We start from the raw sequence: 19,421 nt of genomic DNA, 5'->3' as shown, positions 1-19,421 counted from the left end.
TCATGGCTTGCGTACCGACCATTGGGTAACGGTGCGGCGCGGATAGAAGGCGTCGTGGTCGCCGAGGCGGTCGAGCGCGGCGACGTCGAGGCGGACGAGGTCGCCGCCGAGGCGCGCCTGGCGGGCGAGCAGCGCCTGCTCGCCGTCGAGGGTGACGGCATTGGCGACGAGGCGCCCGCCGGGACGCAGGGCGGTCCAGCAGGCGTGGAACAGCGTTTCGCTGGCAACGCCGCCGCCGAGGAAGATAGCGTCGGGCGCCGGCATGCCGACGAGGCTGTCGGGGGCGTCGCCATTCTCGATGCGGAGGCCGGGGACGCCGAGGCGATCGGCGTTGACGGCGATCATCTGCAGGCGCTCGCCCTCGCGCTCGAAGGCGATGGCCGCGGCATCGCGGGCGGCGCGCATCCACTCGATGGCGACGGAGCCGCAGCCGGCGCCGACATCCCAGAGCAGTGCGCTAGGACAGGGCATGAGCTTGCCGAGAGTGATGGCGCGGATCTCGCGCTTGGTGAGCTGGCCGTCGGAGATGAAGGCGTCATCGGGCAGGCCGGGCACGGGCGCGAACAGCGGCGCGCCGGGGTCGGCGGCGCAATCGATGGCGAGGACGTAGAAATCGCCGATCGGCAGTGCGAAGCCGGCGGCCTGGGCGGAGGCGATGCGCTCGCCGGGTCCGCCCAGGTGTTCGAGCACGGTGAGGACACTGCGTCCGTAGCCGCGCTCGGCGAGGAGGCGGGCCACATGCGGCGCCGTGGTGGCATCGGTGGTGAGGGCGAGGATGCGGTTGCCGGGGGTGACGTGCGGGTGGATCAGCTCGGGCGGCCGGGCATGCAGCGACAGGGTTGTGACGTGCTGCAGCGGCCAGCGCAGGCGGGCGGCGGCGAACTGGAAGGCGGAGGGGGCGCTGCGGATGTCGTATTCGCTCGGATCGAGATGGCGAGCGAGGCTGGCGCCGATGCCGAACCAGTTGGGGTCGCCGGTGGCGAGCAGCAAAGTGGGCGTGCCGCGATGGGCGAGAAGCTGGTCGAGCATGGCGGCGAATTTGGGGGAGCGCCAGGGCTCCAAGCGGGGCCGGTACACTTGCCCCCCACCCCCTCCCCACTCCGCAAGGGGGAGGGGGGCCTGACTGAGGGTCTCCTGATTTTCGGCGGGCAGGCGATCGAGCAGGCGGGCGGGGCCGAGGATGATGTCGGCCGGCGGCAGCGCGGGCAGTTCGCCTTCGCCGACGCCGATGATGTGCAGCCAGGGGGTCACGCGGCGATGCCCCGGGCGATGGCGTTGAGGGCGGCGGCGGCGATGGCGGAGCCGCCGCGGCGGCCGAGCAGGGTGATGAACGGCACGCCGTGGGTGTCGAGCGAGAGCTCGGCCTTGGACTCCTCGGCGCCGACGAAGCCGACGGGCGTGGCGATGATGGCGGCGGGCTTCGGGGCGCCGGCATCGAGCATTTCGAGCAAATGGAACAGGGCGGTCGGGGCGTTGCCGATGACGACGATGGCGCCGGCGAGGCGATCGCGCCAGAGCTCCACGGCGGCGGCGGAGCGGGTGGTGCGAAGCTGCTCGGCCAGCGCCGGAACGCGCGGATCGCCGAGGGTCAGCACCAGTTCGTTGCCGTGAAGATATCGCCCGATAATGCTGGCACGCACCGCTTCGCAGTCGCACAGGATCGGCGCCGTCTCGACCAGCGCGAATTCGAGCTTTTCGACCACGTCCTCGCTGCCGCGGAGATGGGGGGCGATGTCGGGCATGCCGCAGGCGTGGATCATGCGGATGGCGACGTCCTGCATGTCCGGACCCAGCCCGGACAGGTCGGCCTCGGCCCGGATGATGGCGAAGCTTCGCGCATAGATGGCGTCGGGGTCGCGCAGATAGTCGCTCATTCGCGCTCCTTGCGGGCGAGCCGGCCCGGAATCTTCGGCAGGGTCACCGGGCCCAAGGGGTGGTTGGCGTGCGGGTATGGATGGTGGTGACGGTCGTGATCGTGGGCCGGCGGAGGACTGCCCCCACCACCGGCCCCTCCCCGCAAGGGGGAGAGGGGCGATGGCGCCGCGAACGACAGGGGTGGGCGGACGGATAGGGCGTGCGCGTGATCGTGCGGGTGGTCGTGGGCGTGGAGCGGGGTCCAGGGGAGATTGTGCGCCCTGCAGAAGGCTTCGTCGCGGCAGGAGCTGTCGCAGTCGCCGCCGCAGGGGCAGTCTTCGAGGCCGCCGCCGATGCCTTCGACGTGGTGATGGTGGCTCTCCTGGGCGAGGCCTATCTCGGCTTCGAAGCCGAGCACCTGCTCGCGATATTTGCACATGGCGCAGTTCATCAGATTTTGCCCGACCAGCATTTCGCGGATGCGGTCGAGCACGGTGTCGATGACCAGCGGATGGTCGTCGAGATAGGGCGCGCCGAGAATCTCGACATTGGGGTATTTCGCCTGCGCCTCGTCGGCGGCGTCGTAGATGCGCTTCACCAAGACGCCGGTGAACAGGAAGTAGGGGAAGACGACGATGCGGCGAAAACCGAGCTTTACCGCATGGTCGAGCGCCGGGGCGACCAGCGGGAAGGTGACGCCGGAATAGGCCACCTCGCCCCAGCCGAAGCCCATGCCCTCCCACAGCATGCGCATGATCTTGGCGACGTTGGAGTTGGCGTCGGGATCGGAGGCGCCGCGGCCGACGACGAGCAGCAGCGTCTCGTCGCGGCGGATGTCGCGCGGCGAGGTGCGCAGCCCCTCCTCGATGCGGTCGGCGGCGGCGCGCAGCATGCGGGTGTCGACGCCGAGCTCGCGGCCATAGGTGATGCGGATGCCGGGATGCGCCGCCTCGTAGGTCTTGAGCACGGACGGAATGTCGTTCTTGGCATGGCCGGCGGCAAACAGCATGCCGGGCGCGGCGAGGACGTGCCGCACCCCCTGCTCGCGCAGCCGGTCGAGGCCCAGATGGAGCACCGGGTTGGCGAATTCGAGGTAGCCATATTCGACGGGAATGCCGGGAAGGCGGGCTTTGAGCGCATCGGCCAGGGCGGCGAACTCGCCAACGGCGAGCCGGTTGCGGCTGCCATGGCCGCACAGCATGATTCCGGTGCCCGCCGGCAACAGGGGCAGATCCATAAAGTCCTCCGCAGCTCCGGACTTGGTCCCCGATTTGGGTCGACCGCACCGGACGTGTGTTTCAGCCGCATAGCGGGGCTGCCGCGCGTGCGGACGTTGTAGGCGGAGCCAATCCTCGCGGTCAATCAAGGGCTTGGCCGAGCGGCGGCAGCACTGCGAATGCTGTTCAAAATCATTCGCAGAAACAAGCACTTGCCGTGGGGCGCAGCGGCGGGTAAGGCGCACGGCGAACCACCAGACGGGGGCGAATGGCAAACGACTCGACATCGACGGTGGTGCGGCTGGCGTTCCTCAGCCTGGGCGTGGGCCTGCTGGTGCTGGCGCTCAAGGTGGCGGCCGCGTGGCTGACCGGCTCGCTGGCGCTCTATTCGGACGCGCTCGAAAGCACGGTCAACATCGTCACCGCCGTGGTGGCGCTGGTCGCGGTGCGGCTCGCGGCGCGGCCGGCCGACGCCGCCCTGCCCTATGGCTATGGCAAGGTCGAGTATTTTTCGGCGGTGATCATCGGCGTGTTCATCGCGCTGGCGGCGATCCTGATCTTCTACCAGGCTTGGGAAGGGTTCATCGCGCCGCACGACATCCGCCCGGACATGATCGGCATCGCCGTGAGCGTGGTGGCGACGGCGATCAACGCCGGCTGGGCAATGGTGCTGGTGCGGGCCGGGGCGCGCGAGCGCTCGCCGTCGCTGGCGGCCGACGGGCGGCACCTGTTCACCGACGTGGTGTCGACGGCGGCGGTGATCATCGGCGTGCTACTGGCGATCGCCACCGGCTACACGCGGCTCGACGCGATCCTTGCGGCGTTCGTCGGCGTCACCATCCTGTGGACCGGCTGGCAGGTGGTGCGCGAGAGCGTGATCGGGCTGATGGACGTGGCGGTGGACCCCAAGCGGCTGGCGCAGATCCGCGACATCATCGCCGCCAACGCCGAAGGCGCCATCGAGGCGCACGACGTGCGGACGCGGCAGGCGGGGCGCTTCACCTTCATCGAGTTCCACCTGGTGGTGGCCGGCTCGATGAGCGTCGAGGCGGCGCACGCCATTTGCGACCGTATCGAAGCCAAGCTGCGCGAGACGGTGGGCGACGCGCAGATCACCATCCATGTCGAACCCGAGAACAAGGCCAAGCATTCCGGCATCGTGGTGGTGTGAGCGCCGGCCGGCCGAATCAGCAGCTCGGAAGCCCGCGCGCATGACGGCGCCGCAACCGTTGCGAAAGTTCGAGTAAAACTGGAAATAGCACCGGCGGGCGGCCGAAAAGACGGGCTCGCTGCCCGCCGGCCAAGCGCAGCGACCAGCCGCAAGACTGCCGGAATCCTGGGCTCTGCGGGCCAGCGAAGGGTGCGGCCACGGGACGGGCGCGGTACGCAGCTGTGGTCATTGGCGGCAAAATCGTGGCGAAGCCGGCCATATTGAGGTCAAGTTCGCGGCCGAAGCGTTAATCGTGGGGCGGGGGTGAGTGCTGGCCGAGGCGAGTGGCCAGCCTGACCGGGGAGCGCAATTTTGGGCAATTCACTCGCGTCGCAGATCGGCGGCAATCTCATCGTCAGGGCCAGCCTGCTGACGGTGCTGATCGTGGGCTTTCTCGGGGTCGCCAGCGGCGTGATCCCGGTGGGCTGCCTGATGACGGGCAGCTGCAAGCCGCCGGCCACGCCGGCCGAGACCGCCGTCGCCAAATTGCAGCCGCCGGCGCCGGCCGGCACCGAAGGCAAGGTGCAGATGGTCAAGCCGGTGGTGCAGAAGGCAACGCCCTCGCTGAGCCACAACGATGTGCTGGCCGCCACCTTCGCCCAGCTCAAGGTCGACCTGCAGCCCCCCACCGCAACGACCACGCCCAACAGCTCGACGACCACGGTCGCCACCGCCACGCCGCCCCAGGGCGTGCCGGGCGGCAGCAAGATCAACCCGGATTCGGGGCTGACGACGCGCATGGTGCGCGCCGTGACGGTGAACCCGGACGGCACGCCCAACCTCAGCGGCATGGCCGAGGCCTATGCCGAGCCGAGCCGGCTGATCGCGCCGCGGTCGCCGGCGGTGGAGGCGGCGGCGCGGATCGGCGCCGGCCAGATGCCGGTGATCGAGGCGCAGGCGGTGGCCGAGCTGAAGCCGGCCAAGGCCAGCGACGCCGCCGCGGCGCCCGCCGGCACGGGCAACGCCACGGTGCTGGGCGCCGGCGCCAATGTGCGGGTGAGCCCCGGCAAGGGCGGGCGCGTGCTGTTCGCGCTCAATGGCGGCGAACGCGTCACGGTGGTCGAGAGCAAGCGCGGCTGGCTCAAGATCAAGGATGACCAGGGCCGTACCGGCTGGATCTTCTCGGACGGCGTGAAGCGGGGCTGATCCTCGCTATCCTTATCCTTCGCTCTGTCCGAGCGGACGCAAGAGCGTCCGATCGTCCAACCGCCTGGCTTTATCTTCGCTCTGTCCGAGCGGCCGCGAGAGCGTCCGATCGTCCAACCGCTTGGCTTTATCTTCGCTCTGTCCGAGCGGTCGCAAGAGCGTCCGATCGTCCAACCGTATTGTTTTGTCTTCGCTCTGTCCGAGCGGTCGCAAGAGCGCCCGATCGTCCAACCGTATTGTTTTATCTTCGCTCTGTCCGATCGGTCGCAAGAGCGCCCGATCGTCCAACCGCTTGGTTTTGTCTTCGCTCTGTTCGAGCGGACGCGAGAGCGTCCGATCGTCCAACCGCTTGGTTTTGTCTTCGCTCTGTCCGAGCGGTCGCAAGAGCGCCCGATCGTCCAACCGCTTTTTGGGTTTAGTGCTCGCAGCCGCACTGCTCGTGGTCGCTCAGCACTTCGACGACGCGGCATTCGCCGACCGTGCCGTGGTGGTGGCTTTCGAGCATGCCGGACAGTTCGGCGCGCAGCGCCGTCAGCCGGGAAATGCGGTCGTCCACCTCGACCAGGCGGTCGCGGACCAGGGCATCGAGATCGTCGCAGGGGGCGTCCTTGTGGCCGGCGATCTGCAGCATGGCGCGCAGCGACGGCATCGGAAAGCCCATGGCGCGGGCATGGGCGATGAAGCGCAGGCGGTCGCGCGCCGACGCATCGTAGCGGCGCTGGTTGCCCTCGCTGCGGGGCGGCGCCGGCAACAGGCCGATCCCCTCGTAATAGCGGATGGTGGGCACCTTGACGCCGGTTTCGGCGCTGAGCTCGCCGATCGAATAGTCGGACATGACGACTCCGCTGTCTGACGGCCCCACCCGCCTCGCCGGGCAAGGAAAGAAGGGGCTTGAACCTCTAGTGACTAGAGCAACTATGTAAGCGTTCGCGATAGCGAATCATAGGGTTCAACATGGGCGCCGGGCACGAGCACGCCGATACCTTCGACGGCATGAACGACGACTACAAGCGGCGGCTGATGCTGGTGACCGGCATCAATATCGCGATGTTCTTCGTGGAAATGGGGGCCGGCTCGCTGGCCGGATCGCAGGCGCTGAAGGCCGACGCGCTGGATTTCTTCGCCGACGGGCTCACCTATGCGCTGAGCTTCTGGGCCATCGGCCGGCCGGCCGGCATCCGCACCGGGGCGGCGGTGCTGAAGGGAGCGAGCCTGCTGGCGATGGGCCTGTGGATCGCCATCACCACGCTCTACCAGTTCTTCGTGCACGGCGTGCCGGTGCCGGAGGTGATGGGCGGCATCGGCTTTGTGGCGCTCGCCGCCAATTTGCTCTCGGTCTATCTGCTGATGGCGTACAAGGACGGCGACGCCAATGTGCGCTCGGTGTGGCTGTGCTCGCGCAACGACGCCATCGGCAATGTGGCGGTGATGATTTCGGCCGGGCTGGTGGCGCTGCTCAATTCCGGCGTGCCCGATCTGATCGTGGCCGGCGTGATGGCGGTGCTGTTCCTGTCGTCGTCGTACCAGATCCTGACGCATTCGTGGCGCGAGTGGCAGGAGGCGCGCGGCGCGGCGCCGCATGCCGGCCACGATCATCCCCATGATGCGCACGACCACGATCATGCGGAGCACGAGACGCATTGACGCGCCTGCTGCTGGCCCTGCTGCTGTTGCTGCCCCTGCCCGCCACGGCGGCGGAGTGGAACCACTACACCAATGTCCGCTTCGGCTACGGCATCGACGTGCCGCCGGGCTTCGTGCCGCAGGGCGAGGCCGACAATGGCGACGGGAAGGTGTTCCGCACACCGACGGCGACGCTGACGGTGTTCGGCGGCAACGTCACGGCGGCGGATTTCGAGTCCGAGGTGGTGCAGCGCCAGCGCGATGCCGAGCAGGACAAATGGGCGATCACCTACCAGGTGTCGACGCCGCAGAAGGCGAGCTGGTCGGGTAAGCGCGGCGCGCGCATTCTCTATGCGCGGATGATCGCGCTCTGCGCCGGCACGCAGTTCGGCAGCTTCGCGCTCGACTATTCGAGCGCCGACCGCCAGACGTTCGACGCGGTGGTCGACCGGCTGGTGGCCTCGCTGCGGCCGGCGGGCGGCAGCTGCTGAGCTATTTGAACGGGCCGTTGAAGATGAAGAACGCGCCCACGCCGATGAGGCCGAAGCCGACCGCGGTGTTGAGGGTCAGCTTTTCGCCCAGCACCAGCACCGAGAAGATCACGAAGATGGTGATCGAGACGACCTCCTGGATCGCCTTGAGCTCGGCGCCGGTATAGGTGCCGTAGCCGATGCGGTTGGCCGGCACCGCCAGCCAATATTCGAACAGCGCCAGCCCCCAGCTTCCCATCACCGCGATCCACAGGGGCGCAGCGGGGAATTTGAGGTGGCCGTACCAGGCGGTGGTCATGAACATGTTGCTGCCGATCAGCATGAGGATCGGCAGGGTGGCGGAGTTGAGGAGCGGCATGAGGCGGGACTCGGTGGGGGCGCTGGCAAACGTGCTCATAGACGCGACTGTTCCCCTGCTGCGCAAGAGGCGCTAGGGCTGTTGCACGGGGGATTTGCGGCCGGTGCGGGATGCCCGACGGCCGCCAGCAAGAGGAAGGACCTGCCCTGATGATCGCCTATCGCCTTGGAGCTGCCGCGCTTGGACTGGGGCTGCTTGCCGGCCCGGCCGCTGCCGTCGAGATCGCCTGCGACGGGCCGCTAGGCCCGGAGTCGACGCTGCAGGCGGTCGAGCAGGCCTATGGCAAGAACAATGTGGTGACCGGCGAGGTCGATGGCGCCGAAGGCATGACGATGATCGCCACCACGGTGTTTCCCAATGACGAGGACAAGAGCTTTCGCATCTACTGGATGAACGAAGACGAGCATGCGGGCGTCGCCGGCTTCACCGTCGCCAGAGCCGACACGGCGCCGGGCGGGGTGAAGCTGGGGATGGGCATCAGGGAGGTGGAGGCGCTCAACGGCCAGGCCTTCGGGCTGTTCGGCTTCTACTGGGATTATGGCGGGGCGGCGAGCTTTGCCGAAGGCAAGCTGAGCGAACTGCCCGGCGGCTGTTCCATGGCGCTGACCTTCAGCCCCACCGTGGAGCCGCCGAACCAGAAGATTTCGGATGCGGTGAGCGGCGACCAGGAACTGACCTCGGACATGCCGGAACTGGAGGTGGTGAAGCCGGTGGTGACCGTCGTCAATATCGGCTACCCCGACCCCGAAGGCGACGATTTCGACGGCGAGGGCGACGTCGACACCACCGCGGCGGACTGACCGCCGCACCGACGCCGATTGACCGGGGACCGGCGGCGCGCAATAGAAGGCGCTGTCGGTTCCTCAGGCCGGACGGCCGCGAGGATCAAAAGGGAATGCGGTGAGGCGTACCCATCAGGGACCGAAACCGTGGCTGCCCCCGCAACTGTGAGCGGCGAGTGCACCGAACAGCCACTGGCGATGCTTCGCCGGGAAGGCCGGAGCGCACAGCGACCCGCGAGCCAGGAGACCTGCCGGCACAAGCGAGCTCGACGCTCATTCTTCAACGTGCGCACGGAGGGTGTCACATGAACAAGATCCCGGTGACGGTGATCACAGGCTTTCTGGGCGCGGGCAAGACCACGCTGGTCAAGCACCTGCTCGGCCACGCCAAGGGCAAGCGCATCGCGCTGATCATCAACGAATTCGGCGAATTGGGCGTCGACCGCGAGGTGATCGCGGCGGGCGGGCACGACAATTGCCGCGAGGAGGACATGATCGAGCTTTCGAACGGCTGCATCTGCTGCACCGTGGCCGAGGACTTCATCCCGACGATGGAGACGCTGCTCGAGCGCGACGACAAGCCCGACCACATCGTCATCGAAACCAGCGGGCTGGCGCTGCCGCAGCCGCTGATCCGCGCCTTCAACTGGCCCGAGATCAAGTCGCAGGTGACGGTGGACGGGGTGGTGACGGTGGTGGACGCGGCGGCGCTGAGCGAGGGCCGCTTCGCCGCCGACGAGCAGGCGGTGGCCAAGCAGCGCGCCGCCGACCAGATGCTCGACCATGCAACGCCGCTGGGTGAATTGTTCAAGGACCAGCTGGTCGCCGCCGACCTCGTGGTGGTCAACAAGACCGACCTCGTGGGCGAGGATGCGCTGGGCGATGTCGAGGCGCGTCTCGGCGCCGAAATCCGGCCGGGCACCGGCGTGATCCGGGCCAGGAACGGGCATGTCGATATCGGCGCGCTGCTGGGCATGGGGATCGGCAGCGAGGACCATCTCGAGGGCCGCGACAGCGCGCATGAGCTCGAGCATGGTGGCGAAGGGCACGAGCACGACGATTTCGATTCCTTCGCGGTGACACTGCCGGGGGTGGCGAGCCGCGACGAACTGCTGGCGGTGATCGAGGAAACCATCCGCACGCACGACGTGCTGCGGCTCAAGGGCTGGGCGGCGCTGCCGGGCAGCGAGGCGCGACTCGCCATCCAGGCGGTGGGGCCGCGCGTCAATGCGTGGTTCGACCGGCCGTGGAAGCCCGGCGAGGCCCGTGAGACGGCGCTGGTGGTGATCGGCGAATCGCCGCTCGACCACGACGCCATCCGGCAGAGCCTGGAGCGCGCGAGCCGCGTTCCGGCGTGATGCACCTGCTCTCGGCGCAGGCTGGGGCGCTGCAGCAGGACGGCGAGGCGATCGACCTCGGGCAATCGCCGGCGCCGCTGGTGTTCGCCTCGGCGGCGGACAGCGAGCTGGCGCTGCTGGCGGGGGCGGCGGACCGGGCTGCGACGGACGAGCTGCGCTGTGCCAATCTGCTGCGGCTGAGCCACAATCTGTCGGTCGATCTGTGGATCGAAAAGACGGTGTCGCACGCCAAAATGGTGGTGGTGCGGCTGCTGGGCGGGCCGGCCTATTGGCCGTACGGCGTGGACCAGCTCACGGCGCTGGCGGCGGCGGGACAGTTCAAGCTGGCGCTGCTGCCGGGAGATGCGACGCCGGACCCGATATTGCAATCGCGTTCTACCGTGGCGCCGGAGCTGTGGACGCGGCTGCATGCGCTGTTCACGGCGGGCGGACCGGAGAATGCCGACGCGATGTTGCGGCTGATGCGCGAGATGGCGGCAGGGACGGAGCTTGTCGCCCCCACCCCCGGCCCCTCCCCGCAAGGGGGAGGGGAGCCGGCCGGCGCTGATGGCGAGATCAGGCCGTTTCCGCGCTTCGGGTATTGGACGCCTGAGACTGGGGTGACGTTCGAGCTGTCGGCGAGCGAGCGCCCGGCGGTGCCGCTGCTGTTCTACCGCGCGGCGCTGGAGGGGGCGGGGACGGCGACGCTGGAGGCGCTGTATCACGAGATCGCACGGCAGGGGCTCGCGCCGCTGCCGCTGATGATCTCGACGCTGAAGGAAGCGGCCTGCGTGCGCTTCGTCAAGGCGGCGTTCGCGGCGCACCAGCCGCAGGCGATCCTCAATCTCACCGGGTTTGCGCTGGGGCTCGACGGGATCGAGGACAAGCTCAACCCCTTCGCCGAAACCGATGCGCCGGTGATCCAGCTGGTGCAGGGCGGGCGGCCGCAGGTGCAATGGGCGGCCGACAGCCAGGGGCTGAGCGCCAAGGATCTGGCGATGCAGATCGTGCTGCCCGAACTCGACGGGCGGATCGGCGGGCTGATCGTCGGGCACAAGGCCGAGGCGGTGTGGCATGCGCGCACGCAATGCCCGCTGTCGAGCTACGCGCCGGATGCCGACGGGGTGCGGCGTGCGGTGTCGCTGGCGGCGAACTGGGTGAAGTTGCGCGCGACGCCGCGCGGTGAGCGCAGGGTGGCGATGGTGCTCGCCAATTATCCGATCCGCGACGGGCGGCTGGCCAATGGCGTGGGCTATGACGCACCGGCCTCGACGGTAGAGATTTTGCGGGCGCTGGAGACGGCGGGCTATGCGCTCGCGGGTGTGCCGGCGGACGGCAATGCGCTGATCGAGCGGTTGCAGCAGGGGCCGACCAATGCGCATCCCGAGCGCAAGGGCGGCATGCCGTTTTCGCTCACGCGCTATCGCGAGCTGTTTGCAGGCCTGCCGGAGACGGTGCAGCGAGCGGTGACGGCGCGCTGGGGCGAAGCGGAAGCCGATCCGTTCGTGCGTGGAGCGGCGTTCCATCTGCCGGCGGTTCGCTTCGGGCATGTGGCGGTGCTGCTGCAGCCGGCGCGTGGCTACGATCGCGACGACGCAGCAGCGTATCACGATCCGGATCTGGCGCCGCCGCATGCCTATGTGGCGTCGTATCTGTGGCTGAAGCACGAATTCGGCGCCGAGGCGCTGATCCACAACGGCAAGCACGGCTCGCTGGAATGGCTGCCGGGCAAGGCGACGGCGCTCGATGCGACCTCCTATCCGGGGCTGCTGTGGGGCGAGCTGCCGCATCTTTATCCGTTCATCGTCAACGACCCCGGCGAGGGCACGCAGGCGAAGCGGCGGACGGGCGCGGTGATCATCGACCATCTGGTGCCGCCGCTGACGCGGGCCGAGACCTACGGACCGCTGAAGGATCTCGAAGCGCTGCTCGACGAATATTACGCGGCGAGCGGCATGGACCGGCGGCGGCTCTCACACCTCAGGCGGCGCATTCTCGACTTCACGCGCGATGCGCGGCTCGACCGCGACATCGGCCTGCCGGACGACGAGAGCGAGGCGTTGAAGGCGATCGACACCTTCCTCTGCGATCTGAAGGAAGCGCAGATCCGCGACGGGCTGCATGTGTTCGGGCAATCGCCGGCGGGGCGGCTGGAGCGCGACCTGCTGGCGGCGCTGGCGCGGGTGCCGCGCGGGGAGCGCGCGCCGGATCAGTCGCTGATCCGGGCGCTGGCGGACGATCTGAAGCTCGGGGTTGATCCGCTGACGGCGGGGCTGGGGGATGAGTGGACGGGGCCGGACTTTGGGCCGGTGGATGTGGCCCCCACCCCCAGCCCCTCCCCGCAAGGGGGTGGGGGCCGCCTGCGCAGCATCGGCGATGTGGTGGAGCGGCTGGAGGAGTTGGCGGCGGCAATGATCGAGGGAGCCGCCCCTGCCCCGGGTCCGGCGTCGGCGGCGGTGCTGGCGGCGGTCGAGACGGTGATGCGGCCACGGCTCCGGGCGTCGGGGCCGGCGGAGGTCGCGGCGCTGCTTGACGGGCTCGACGGCAAATTCGTCAGGCCGGGGCCGAGCGGGGCGCCGTCGCGCGGGCGGCTCGACGTGCTGCCAACAGGGCGCAATTTCTATTCGGTCGACAACCGCGCCATCCCGACGCCGACGGCGTGGGAGCTGGGGCGCAAATCGGCCGAGGCGGTGCTGGCGCGGCATTTCCAGGATCACGGCGTGGCGCTGCGATCGCTGGCGCTGAGCGTCTGGGGCACGTCGAACATGCGGACCGGCGGCGACGACATCGCGCAGGCGCTAGCCTTCATCGGCGCGAAGCCGGTGTGGGACCCCTCCTCACTCAGGCCCTCGGGCTACGAGATCGTGCCGCTGGCCAGGCTCGGCCGGCCGCGGGTGGACGTGACGCTGCGCATCTCCGGGCTGTTCCGCGACGCGTTCCCGCAGCAGATCGGGCTGTTCGACAAGGCCATCCGCGCCATCGGCGCACTGGACGAGCCGGCGGGCGACAATCCGATCGCGGCGCGCATGCGCTCGGACGCGCTGGAGCTGATGCGCGAGGGCAGGAGCGAAGCCGAAGCGGCGCTGGCGGCGGGGCACCGGGTGTTCGGCAGCAAGCCCGGCGCGTATGGCGCGGGGCTGCAGGCGCTGATCGACTCCGGCATGTGGGAGAGCAAGGCCGACCTCGGGCGCGCCTTCCTCAATTGGGGGCAGTACGCCTATGGCGCGCATGCCGCCGGCACGCCGGAGCTGGCGCGCTTTGCGGCGCGGCTGGGCGACATCGAGGCGGTGGTGCACAACCAGGACAATCGCGAGCACGATCTGCTCGACAGCGACGACTACTACCAGTTCGAGGGCGGGCTGGTGGCGACCGCCGAGAGCCTGACGGGGCGGCGCCCCCTCGCCTACCACAACGACCATTCGCGGCCGGAGCGGCCGGTGGCGCGCACGCTCGAGGAAGAAATCTCGCGCGTGATGCGCGGCCGCGTGGTCAACCCCAAATGGATCGCCGGGGTGAAGCGGCACGGCTACAAGGGCGCCTTCGAGATCATCGCCACGGTGGACTACATGTTTGCCTTCGCGGCGACCACGGGCGCGGTCAAGACGCACCATTTCGACCTGGCGTTCGAGGCGTTCGTCGAGGACGAGGCGATTCGGGCCTTCCTCATCGCCAACAACCGCTTCGGCTATGACGAGCTGATCGACAAATTCAACGAGGCGCGGCGGCGCGGCTATTGGGTGCCGCGGAGCAATTCGGCGTTCCAGTATCTCACGGCCCCTCACCCGGCTGCCACGCGGAACGACTGAGAGTTTGGAGGATGTGATGAGCGACAGGCAGCCCAAGAAGACCGACCTGATGAGCGAGGCGGAGCGCGACGCGTATCACGCCGAAAAGATGCGCAAGAAGAAGGAGGCGCGCACCCGCATGCTCGCCACCAAGACCGAGGAACGCGGCCTCTTGATCGTGCATACCGGCAAGGGCAAGGGCAAGTCGACGGCGGCGTTCGGCATGGTGTTCCGCGCCATCGGGCACGGCTTCAAGGTGGGCGTGGTGCAGTTCGTCAAGGGCGCCTGGGGCACGGGCGAGCGCGACATCCTCGAGAATTATCCCGAGCAGGTGACGATCAAGGCCATGGGCGAGGGCTTCACCTGGGACACGCAGGACCGCCAGCGCGACATCGCGGCGGCGCGGGCGGCGTGGGAGATGGCCAAGCAGATGATTGCCGATCCGGGCTACAAGATGGTGCTGCTCGACGAGCTCAACATCGTGCTGCGCTATGAATATCTGCCGCTCGAGGAGGTGCTGGAGGTGCTGCGCAACAAGCCGCGCGACCTGCACGTGATCGTCACCGGCCGCAATGCACGCGAGGAGCTGATCGAGATCGCCGACCTGGTGACGGAGATGACCGAGATCAAGCACCCGTTCCGTTCGGGGGTGAAGGCACAGGCCGGAATCGAGTTCTAGGCGATGCTCACAGCCGCCGCAGGTGGCTGAGGGCGTAGGCGAGACCGCCCAGGCCGGTGATCCAGAAGCTGGTGGGCCAGTCGGTGACATAGGCGAGCAGCAGGCTGAGCCAGGCGATGCCGACGGCAAGGCCGATGGCGAGCAGGAAGCCGCTGAGGAAGCGGCGGGTGAGACGCAGCGCGGCAGCGGCGGGCGCCACCATCAAGGCAAAGACCAGCAGCACGCCAACGATCTGGATGGCCTGGGCGGTCGCCAGCGCGACGATCAGCATGAACAGCGCCGACAGGCGCCGCAGCGGCACGCCGCGCGCTTCGGCCAGCTCGGGCTGCAGGCTGGCGAACAGCAGCGGGCGGCTGATGAGCGCGAGGCCGGCCAGCGTCACCGCGGCCATGCCGAGCAGCAGCCACACCGTCTGCTGGCCGATGCCCAGCACGTTGCCGAACAGCAGGCTGGTCGCCATGCCGGCATAGGCAGTGTAAAAATGCAGGAACAGCAGGCCGAGCCCGAGCGACAGGGTCAGCACGATGCCGATGGCGACGTCGCGGTTGGCGCGCTGTCCGACGACGGAGATGCCGAGGCCGGCAAGCAGCGTAAAGGCGGTGAGGCCGACAAACGGCGACAGGCCGAGCAGTACCGCGCCGGTGGCGCCGGCGAAGCCGACATGCGACAGCGCGTGGCCGGCGAAGGTCTCGCCGCGCAGCACCAGGAAATAGCCGATGGCGCCGGCGACCACCGCGACGATGGTGGAGGCGGCGAAGGCGTTGCGCATGAACTCGTAGGCGAAGATGTCCATGGTCAGTGCGCGTGCTCGTGGTGGTCGTGCGGGTCGTGACCGTCGAGCGCGCCGGCTTCGGAGTGCACGAAGACGTGGCCGTCGGCGCGGATGACGCGCACCGGCGTGCGGTAGAGGGCGGTCAGCACCTTGTCGTTGACCACCTGGTCGACGGTGCCGATGGCGGCGCGGCCGCCGCCCAGATACAGCACCTTGTCGATAGCGCCGAGCAGCGGATTGACCTCGTGCGCGGAAAACAGCACGGCGACGCCCAACTCGCGGCTGAGGCCCCGCACCAGCTCGACGATGGCGCGCTGTCGCGCCGGGTCGAGGCTGATCAGCGGCTCGTCGAGCAGCAGCAATTGCGGCCGGCCGACCACCGCCTGGGCAATGAACAGGCGCTGGCGCTCGCCGCCCGAAAGCTGGGCGACGGACCGGCGGGCGAGATCGGCGGCGCCGACGCGGGCCAGCGCCTCGGCCACCGCCGTGCGATCGCTCGCCGAGGCCAGCGGAAAGCCCCAGCGTTCGCCGCGATGGGCGCTGAGCAGCAGTTCCTCGCCGGTGATGCCGGGCGGCAGCGGCGTGCGGCGGAATTGCGGGACGTAGCCGATGGCCGGATTGCCGCGGCGCGGCGGCGCGCCGAGCACCTCGATGCGGCCGCCGGAGACGGGCGTGAGCCCGAGGATAGCGCGCATCATCGTGGTCTTGCCGGCGCCATTGGGCCCGAGCACGCCGACGAACTCGCCGGGCGCAATGGCCAGCGACACGTCGGCGAGCACGGCGCGGTCGCCGAGCGTGATGCTCACCCCATCGAAGGCGATGGCGCTCACGAGGTCCCTCCGAGGGCCGCGGCCACCGCCGCGATCTGGCCGGCGAACCAGCTCTGGATGGTCTGTCCCCCCGGCTCGGTTTCGGTGACGCCGATCACCGGCACCTTGGCCGCGTTGGCGAGAGCGAGCAGGCGGGTGGTGGTCTCGTCGGTCACCTGGCTGTTGTAGAACAGGATTTTGGCCGTGCCGGATTTGAGCGAGTCCTCGAAGGCGGCGACGTCGCTGGCGCTCGGCTCGGTCTCGTTCATCACCGCGAGCTGGAAGCGCTGGTTGAGCATGTCGAGGCCCATCGCCGCCGCCATGTAGCCGAAGACCGGTTCGGTGGCCGTCACCTTGACGCCGGCATGCGCCGCCTTGATGGCAGCGATGCCGGCCGTCGCCGTGGCAAAGTCCTGGTTGAACGTCTCGAGATTGGCACTGAACTCGGCGGCATCGGCAGGATCGCGCTTGGCGAGCTCGGCCGCCAGCGCCGCGGCCACCGCCGGGAACGTGGCCGGATCGTACCAGAGATGCGGGTTGTCGCCGCTCTTTCTGCCGACGAGGTCGGCGGCGACGAGCGTGGTGCGGCCGGGCGCGGCGGCTGCGGACAGCAGCTTGTCCATCCACGGGTCGTAGTCGGCGCCGTTGTAGAGGACGATGTCGGCGGTCGCGAGGCTGCGGGCGGTCGACGGGCTCGATTCGAACAGATGCGGGTCGTCGTCGGGGTTGGCCATGATGCTGGTGACGGCCACGTGGCTGCCGCCGATCTGCGCCGCGAGGTCACCGTAGAAATTCTCGGCCGCAACGATCCGGAGCGTGTCGGCGGCCACGGCCGGCTGGACGGATGCCGCAGCCAGAAGCACGACGGTGGCGGCCGACAGGATTTCGAAAAGGCGACGCATGGGAGGCTCCTTTGCCATCTGGTCAAACACGGATCAAGACGTTATAACATTACGTCTAGACAGTCCGAAGCGGGGCTGTCAACAGCGCCGGGGTGGCGCCGGCCAGGGAGACGAACTAGATTTTGCGGATGGCAGACTCGCATGCAGGACACGACCACGTCTGGGCCGACGATTTGACGCGCAACCAGGAGCTGGTGCTGGGCACGCTGGCGCATGCGACGGCGCCGCTGTCGGCCTACGACATCCTCGACCGGCTGCGCGACGAGGGCCTGAGGGCGCCGCTGCAGGTCTATCGGGCGCTCGACAAGCTGACCGAGCGCGGGCTGGCGCACCGGCTGGAATCGCTCAATGCGTTCGTGTGCTGCGCCGATGCACATTGCCACGGCGACGGCGGCAGCACGGCGTTCGCCATCTGCGACAGATGCGGCAAGGTCGAGGAATTCGCCGAGCCGGCGATCGACAGCAAGCTCAGGAGCTGGAGCAAGGCATCGGGTTTCGTGCCCGCGCGGATGACGATCGAGATTCGCGGCCTCTGCAAGGAGTGCAGCGCGAGCCGAGGCCCCTGAGCCTGGCCTACCCGGCCTTGCGCGCCGCCGGCCTGGCCGGGGCCAGCGCCAATTGCGTGAAGGCGGCGAGCGGCAGCGGCCGGGCCAGCAGCTCGCCCTGGAATTCGCGGCAGCCGAGGCGCAGCAGCTTGGCGGCCTGTTCGCGCCGGTCGATGCCGGGCACCGTGACGGCGACGCCGGCGGTGCGCGCCGCATCGACCGTGGCGGCCAGCAGCGCCTCATGCGCGGCGCCGCCATCGCTCCGGCCGGTGAGCGCCGTGGCGAGGCGCACGCGATCGACGAGACCGGCATCGAGATAGGCGGCCGTGGCCGGATCGATGGAGAATTCGGCGAGCGCGATCGTGACCCCGAAGCGGTGCAGCTCGGCGATCGACGGCGCAATGTCGGCGAGCGCGGGCAGCAGCGGCGCATCGACCGCCAGGGTGAGGCGCGCCGCCGGGAAATTGGTGGCGCCGAGGGTGCCGAAGACCTTTTCCGCGTAGACGCTGCTCTGTAGCTGTTCGGGCGTGACGGTGAGGGTCAAATTGACGCCGAGCAGCGGCGCGATCTCGCCGGCGACACGCCGCAGCGCGATGATGCCGGCGCGGTCCAGCAGGCGGGCGCGCTCCCGCGGCGGCAACGATTCCTGGGGGAGGACGGTGCCGTCCGGCGCGGTCCAGCGCAGCAGGGCTTCGGCGCCGACCAGGGCCTCCGAGCGCAGATCGAGAATGGGCTGATACTCGATGACGAAATCGGCGGCGCTGACGCCGCTGATCAGGCCGAGCGGCAGGTCGACCGCCGCGTCGATCGCCACGGCCGCCGCGGCACCGGCGACCACGGCGGAGCTCGCGGCAGTCTCGACGGCCGCCATCTGCGCCGCCGTCACCTCCTCGGCGCGGCGGACCAAAGCACGCCGGATGGCGGCGAGGCACAGCGCGAGGATGACGCCGATGGCGAAGAACACCCCGGTGGCGACGAGGACGGCGTGATTGAAGGCGATCTCGCCCGGACGGTCGGCGGTCCAGGCCAGCGTCCCCACCGGCTTGCCGTCGGCATCGCTGATGGCCAGCGTCGACATGTCGGGGGCGGGCGTGGCGTCGAGCGCGGCAAGCGGGCTCTGGTAGCGGACGGCGATGTCCTGCAGCACGCCGGGCGTCAGATGGCGCGCGATCCACAGGATGCGGCGGGCCTCGCGCGGCACCGCGAGCTGGCCGGGCGAGGATTTGTGGATGCTGATGGCGGCCAGGCCGATACTGCCTTCGGGATCGGCGGCGAAACTGCTGACCGTGGTGGCGTCGCCGGTGGCGGCAATGCCCTTGTCGAGGTTGGCGAGCATGGTGGGCGCCGCCGGGATGTGCGTGGCGATGTTGCCGCTCACCGGACCGGAGGCGTTCTGGCCGAAGACGATGGCGCCGGCCTGGTCGGTGACGAAGACGCTGTCGTAGCTCTGGCCGAGCCGCGCGGTGGCGCCCCATGTGCTGTCGAGCCAGGCCGGGTCGGGCTTGACCACGACGTTGAGGTAGGCCTCGTCCCAGGTGCCCTCGTCGGCGACCGCGCTGCTCAGATCGTTGAGCACCGAGCCGAGCGCCGCATGCATGGAGGTGAGGCTGCGCTGCATCTCGAGCCGATCCATCTCGCCGGCCATGATGGCGAGGGCAGCAATGACCAGCGCCACGCTCATCACGTAGAGCAGGAACACCGGCAGGGCGACGACGAGCCCGAAGGTGCGCAGCGGCCGTGCCCCGAAGGGCAAGACCAAAGCGGGCGCCGGCCCGGCGGAAGCTGCGGTTGCGGTGGTCTCCGGCGCCTTTGCCAAGTCGCTCCGTCCCGGTGTTGACGTCGCGAAAATGGTAAACGGCCGCACTTAATTTCCGGCTAAGCAGGAAATTGCGATGCGCGGCAATGAATTAG

General features: G+C 69.1%; 18 protein-coding genes and 1 riboswitch. Of the genes, 9 read left to right on the top strand and 9 right to left on the bottom strand.

Translation table 11 applies throughout. The features are described from left to right. From cbiT to BGO82_RS20405, 3 genes are read right to left on the bottom strand one after another with little or no spacing between them, the layout of a single operon-like run. Complete coding sequence (gene cbiT, locus BGO82_RS20415; protein ID WP_291307462.1) at positions 1–1,251, bottom strand: precorrin-6Y C5,15-methyltransferase (decarboxylating) subunit CbiT; 1,251 nt, start codon at positions 1,249–1,251, stop codon at positions 1–3. Further along, the gene (locus BGO82_RS20410; protein ID WP_291307461.1) at positions 1,248–1,874 is read right to left on the bottom strand and encodes a precorrin-8X methylmutase; all 627 of its coding nucleotides are present in this window, start codon (positions 1,872–1,874) and stop codon (positions 1,248–1,250) included. The genes cbiT and BGO82_RS20410 overlap by 4 nt, the downstream gene beginning before the upstream one ends. Beyond that, complete coding sequence (locus BGO82_RS20405; RefSeq protein ID WP_291307460.1) at positions 1,871–3,091, bottom strand: sirohydrochlorin chelatase; 1,221 nt, start codon at positions 3,089–3,091, stop codon at positions 1,871–1,873. The genes BGO82_RS20410 and BGO82_RS20405 overlap by 4 nt, the downstream gene beginning before the upstream one ends. A gap of 248 nt (positions 3,092–3,339) precedes the next feature. Between BGO82_RS20405 and BGO82_RS20400 the strand changes: the two genes are divergently transcribed. Together BGO82_RS20400 and BGO82_RS20395 are read left to right on the top strand one after the other, a co-directional pair. Beyond that, positions 3,340–4,242, top strand: coding sequence for a cation diffusion facilitator family transporter (locus BGO82_RS20400; protein WP_291307459.1), 903 nt, complete (start codon positions 3,340–3,342; stop codon positions 4,240–4,242). A gap of 351 nt (positions 4,243–4,593) precedes the next feature. Continuing rightward, a complete protein-coding gene (locus BGO82_RS20395; protein WP_291307458.1) occupies positions 4,594–5,427 on the top strand; it encodes an SH3 domain-containing protein in 834 nt (277 codons plus the stop codon). Between the two features lie 415 nt (positions 5,428–5,842). On the opposite strand, the gene BGO82_RS20390 is transcribed toward BGO82_RS20395, so the two are convergent. Then, complete coding sequence (locus BGO82_RS20390; RefSeq protein ID WP_291307457.1) at positions 5,843–6,262, bottom strand: helix-turn-helix domain-containing protein; 420 nt, start codon at positions 6,260–6,262, stop codon at positions 5,843–5,845. 119 nt (positions 6,263–6,381) lie between these two features. Here BGO82_RS20390 and BGO82_RS20385 point away from each other — a divergent pair, with 119 nt between their 5' ends. Together BGO82_RS20385 and BGO82_RS20380 are read left to right on the top strand one after the other, a co-directional pair. Beyond that, positions 6,382–7,071, top strand: coding sequence for a cation transporter (locus BGO82_RS20385; RefSeq protein ID WP_291307456.1), 690 nt, complete (start codon positions 6,382–6,384; stop codon positions 7,069–7,071). Further along, positions 7,068–7,541, top strand: coding sequence for a hypothetical protein (locus BGO82_RS20380; RefSeq protein ID WP_291307455.1), 474 nt, complete (start codon positions 7,068–7,070; stop codon positions 7,539–7,541). The genes BGO82_RS20385 and BGO82_RS20380 overlap by 4 nt, the downstream gene beginning before the upstream one ends. Position 7,542: 1 nt before the next feature. Here BGO82_RS20380 and BGO82_RS20375 read toward each other — a convergent pair whose 3' ends face one another. Continuing rightward, positions 7,543–7,938, bottom strand: coding sequence for a DMT family protein (locus tag BGO82_RS20375; protein WP_291307454.1), 396 nt, complete (start codon positions 7,936–7,938; stop codon positions 7,543–7,545). A gap of 110 nt (positions 7,939–8,048) precedes the next feature. Here BGO82_RS20375 and BGO82_RS20370 point away from each other — a divergent pair, with 110 nt between their 5' ends. The 4 genes from BGO82_RS20370 to cobO all read left to right on the top strand — a co-directional run bounded on the left by BGO82_RS20370 (position 8,049) and on the right by cobO (position 14,482). After that, positions 8,049–8,699 carry a hypothetical protein gene (locus tag BGO82_RS20370; RefSeq protein WP_291307453.1) on the top strand — a complete coding sequence of 217 codons (651 nt, stop codon included), beginning with the start codon at positions 8,049–8,051 and terminating at the stop codon, positions 8,697–8,699. 39 nt (positions 8,700–8,738) lie between these two features. Beyond that, positions 8,739–8,952, top strand: a riboswitch (cobalamin riboswitch). 34 nt (positions 8,953–8,986) lie between these two features. Further along, a complete protein-coding gene (cobW, locus tag BGO82_RS20365; RefSeq protein ID WP_291307452.1) occupies positions 8,987–10,039 on the top strand; it encodes a cobalamin biosynthesis protein CobW in 1,053 nt (350 codons plus the stop codon). Continuing rightward, the gene (gene cobN / locus BGO82_RS20360) at positions 10,039–13,824 is read left to right on the top strand and encodes a cobaltochelatase subunit CobN (RefSeq protein WP_291307588.1); all 3,786 of its coding nucleotides are present in this window, start codon (positions 10,039–10,041) and stop codon (positions 13,822–13,824) included. The genes cobW and cobN overlap by 1 nt, the downstream gene beginning before the upstream one ends. A gap of 16 nt (positions 13,825–13,840) precedes the next feature. After that, positions 13,841–14,482: a cob(I)yrinic acid a,c-diamide adenosyltransferase gene (gene cobO / locus BGO82_RS20355; RefSeq protein WP_291307451.1), complete on the top strand. Its 642-nt coding sequence runs from the start codon at positions 13,841–13,843 to the stop codon at positions 14,480–14,482. Between the two features lie 7 nt (positions 14,483–14,489). Here cobO and BGO82_RS20350 read toward each other — a convergent pair whose 3' ends face one another. The 3 genes from BGO82_RS20350 to BGO82_RS20340 are packed head-to-tail and all read right to left on the bottom strand — an operon-like array spanning position 14,490 to position 16,965. After that, on the bottom strand, positions 14,490–15,275 hold the full coding sequence (locus BGO82_RS20350; RefSeq protein WP_291307450.1) for a metal ABC transporter permease: 786 nt from the start codon (positions 15,273–15,275) through the stop codon (positions 14,490–14,492). A 2-nt stretch (positions 15,276–15,277) separates the two neighbouring features. Further along, positions 15,278–16,084: an ABC transporter ATP-binding protein gene (locus tag BGO82_RS20345; protein ID WP_291307449.1), complete on the bottom strand. Its 807-nt coding sequence runs from the start codon at positions 16,082–16,084 to the stop codon at positions 15,278–15,280. Continuing rightward, positions 16,081–16,965 (bottom strand): zinc ABC transporter substrate-binding protein, encoded by an 885-nt coding sequence (locus BGO82_RS20340; protein ID WP_291307448.1) that lies wholly within the window; start codon positions 16,963–16,965, stop codon positions 16,081–16,083. Before BGO82_RS20340 ends, BGO82_RS20345 begins: the two co-directional genes overlap by 4 nt. Before the next feature lie 128 nt (positions 16,966–17,093). Between BGO82_RS20340 and BGO82_RS20335 the strand changes: the two genes are divergently transcribed. Then, positions 17,094–17,531, top strand: a complete 438-nt coding sequence (locus tag BGO82_RS20335; protein ID WP_291307447.1) for a Fur family transcriptional regulator — start codon at positions 17,094–17,096, stop codon at positions 17,529–17,531. A gap of 7 nt (positions 17,532–17,538) precedes the next feature. Here the strand turns inward: BGO82_RS20335 and BGO82_RS20330 are convergent, their stop codons facing one another. Further along, on the bottom strand, positions 17,539–19,269 hold the full coding sequence (locus BGO82_RS20330; protein ID WP_291307446.1) for an EAL domain-containing protein: 1,731 nt from the start codon (positions 19,267–19,269) through the stop codon (positions 17,539–17,541). Positions 19,270–19,421: the final 152 nt, after the last annotated feature.

Source organism: Devosia sp. 67-54 (assembly GCF_001899075.1).
In the GTDB taxonomy this organism is placed as follows: domain Bacteria; phylum Pseudomonadota; class Alphaproteobacteria; order Rhizobiales; family Devosiaceae; genus Devosia_A.
The sequence above is the reverse complement of the archived record's forward strand: the minus strand, read 5'-3'. Positions and strand labels throughout refer to the sequence as shown.

Coding starts and splice junctions, on each gene's coding strand:
- BGO82_RS20370 (WP_291307453.1), top strand. CDS start 8,049: ATGATCGCCTATCGCCTTGGAGCTGCCGCGCTTGGACTGGGGCTGCTT.
- cobO (WP_291307451.1), top strand. CDS start 13,841: ATGAGCGACAGGCAGCCCAAGAAGACCGACCTGATGAGCGAGGCGGAG.
- BGO82_RS20390 (WP_291307457.1), bottom strand. CDS start 6,262: ATGTCCGACTATTCGATCGGCGAGCTCAGCGCCGAAACCGGCGTCAAG.
- BGO82_RS20375 (WP_291307454.1), bottom strand. CDS start 7,938: ATGAGCACGTTTGCCAGCGCCCCCACCGAGTCCCGCCTCATGCCGCTC.
- BGO82_RS20350 (WP_291307450.1), bottom strand. CDS start 15,275: ATGGACATCTTCGCCTACGAGTTCATGCGCAACGCCTTCGCCGCCTCC.
- BGO82_RS20410 (WP_291307461.1), bottom strand. CDS start 1,874: ATGAGCGACTATCTGCGCGACCCCGACGCCATCTATGCGCGAAGCTTC.
- BGO82_RS20405 (WP_291307460.1), bottom strand. CDS start 3,091: ATGGATCTGCCCCTGTTGCCGGCGGGCACCGGAATCATGCTGTGCGGC.
- BGO82_RS20385 (WP_291307456.1), top strand. CDS start 6,382: ATGGGCGCCGGGCACGAGCACGCCGATACCTTCGACGGCATGAACGAC.
- cobW (WP_291307452.1), top strand. CDS start 8,987: ATGAACAAGATCCCGGTGACGGTGATCACAGGCTTTCTGGGCGCGGGC.
- BGO82_RS20400 (WP_291307459.1), top strand. CDS start 3,340: ATGGCAAACGACTCGACATCGACGGTGGTGCGGCTGGCGTTCCTCAGC.
- BGO82_RS20335 (WP_291307447.1), top strand. CDS start 17,094: ATGGCAGACTCGCATGCAGGACACGACCACGTCTGGGCCGACGATTTG.
- cobN (WP_291307588.1), top strand. CDS start 10,039: ATGCACCTGCTCTCGGCGCAGGCTGGGGCGCTGCAGCAGGACGGCGAG.
- BGO82_RS20340 (WP_291307448.1), bottom strand. CDS start 16,965: ATGCGTCGCCTTTTCGAAATCCTGTCGGCCGCCACCGTCGTGCTTCTG.